1 protein-coding gene is annotated in these 2003 nt (G+C 46.2%); it reads left to right on the forward strand.

The genetic code is table 11. The features are described from left to right. On the forward strand, positions 1-1506 hold a 1506-nt coding region (locus LZ24_RS12525), incomplete at its 5' end, for an AAA family ATPase (RefSeq protein ID WP_144685652.1). Positions 1507-2003 lie beyond the last annotated feature (497 nt).

Here is a 2003-nt window from a genome sequence, read left to right on the forward strand (position 1 = left end):
TCCTTATACAATCATATCAATGCCAGAATAGAGCGTTTTATCACCTATTATAATTTTATGGGTTTTTCTCTGCCTGAAATTAAAATCAATCCCGATGATGCCATCTATACAATGGAGCGTCTTATTTCAGCGGTAGAGGTTTCTGGATACGCTCTCTATCTCCTGATCGATGAATACGACAACTTTGCCAACACCATTCTCATGTCTTCTGCCGACAAAAAAGAAGATTATGACAAGCTTGTTAAGGAAGAGGGTGTTTTAAGAACGGTTTTCAAGGCAGTAAAGGCCCTCACCTCCGGCACCATGATTGACAAGGTTTTTATTACAGGTGTTTCGCCTGTTGTTTTAAGCGATATTACAAGTGGTTACAATGTTGCAAAAAGTGTTTACCATAAACCACTTCTGAATGATCTTTGTGGTTTCAGTGAAAAGGAGATTAGGGCCGAGATTGAGAACATTGTTAAAAACCGAAATTCCAAGGATTTAATTTCTGAAGGTGAAGCAGCCATAGAAGATGCTGTCAATACCATGAGAAGCTTTTACAATGGCTATCTTTTTTCCATTGAGGCAGATGAATTTATTTATAATCCAACCATGTGCATTTACTTTTTTGAAGAATTTGCAGGCAATGGAAAATATCCCAAAGAAATGCTGGATTCCAATCTTTCCACAGATCAGGCAAAACTCAGCTACATTGCCAGCCTCAATGGGGGGCAGGCACTGATAATCAATCTCATGGAAAAGGAAGACAGCGTTGTCATTAAAAGTGTTCAGAGATCCTTTGGCATTGAAGAAATTCTTTTTGACAGCTCACGGGACAGGCAGTTTTTAACATCATTTCTTTATTATTTCGGAATTTTAACCATTGCCGAAGAAACGCCGGATCTTGAAACAAGGCTTAAAATACCCAATATGGCGGTGAAGGGCCTTTATGCAGATAAGCTGTGTAATCTCTTGCTGCCCGATTCAGAGGAAAGGGATGCGGGCAGGCTTGCGGCAAAAAAGGTCTTTCAGAAAGGGGACATGCAGCCCCTTTGTGACTTTGTGGAGAAAAAATATTTTAAAGTTTTCAGCAACCGGGATTACATCCTTGCCAATGAGCTGACCCTGAAAACCGCCTTTCTCACCCTCCTTTACAATGATATTATTTTTCTGATGGATTCAGAATCAGAAATTTCAAGAAGATATTCCGATCTTACCATGATCATCCGTCCGGATAAGAGATACGGCAGGGTGTATGATGTTTTGATTGAATTCAAGTTTGTAAGCCTTAAAGAGGCGGGCTTATCCGGCAAAGAAGCACTGGCTTTAAGCGTGGATGAACTCAAATCCCTTCCTTCCATCGGTGAAAAGATGAAAGAGGGAACAGAACAGGTGACGGATTACGGGGCAAGGCTTGAAGAAAAATATAAAAATGTAAGACTTCAGAAGTTTGTGGTAACAGCCCTTGGGTTTGACAGGGTGTGTTTTGAAAAGATTGGAGAAGCACCTCCTTTGCCGGAATAATAGATCCTTAAGGCTCCCTCTATCCCTCTGTGTGGTGGCTTCGAGAGCCTCAGCCACCGGGAGAAGCCCGCAAAGCCGCTGGCTGAGGCCCTCGAAGTCATGGGAAGAGGCCCACAAATCCGCTGGCTGAGGCCCTCGAAGCCATGGGAAGAGGCCCACAAATCCGCTGGCTGAGGCCCTCGAAGCCAGGGGGAGAAGCCCTCAAATCCGCTGGCTGAGGCTCTCGAAGCCAGGGGGAAAAGCCCCCAAATCCGCTGACTGAGGCACTCGAAGCCAGGGGGAGAAGCCCCCAAAGCCGCTGGCTGAGGCTCTCGAAGCCAGGGGGAAAAGCCCGCAAATCCGCTGGCTGAGGCTCTCGAAGCCAGGGGGAAAAGCCCCCAAATCCGCTGACTGAGGCTCTCGAAGCCATGGGAAGAGGCCCACAAATCCGCTGGCTGAGGCCCTCGAAGCCAGAGGGAAAAGCCCGCAAATCCGCTGGCTGAGGCCCTCGAAGCCAG

The organism is Desulfobotulus alkaliphilus (assembly GCF_007830435.1).
GTDB lineage: Bacteria > Desulfobacterota > Desulfobacteria > Desulfobacterales > ASO4-4 > Desulfobotulus > Desulfobotulus alkaliphilus.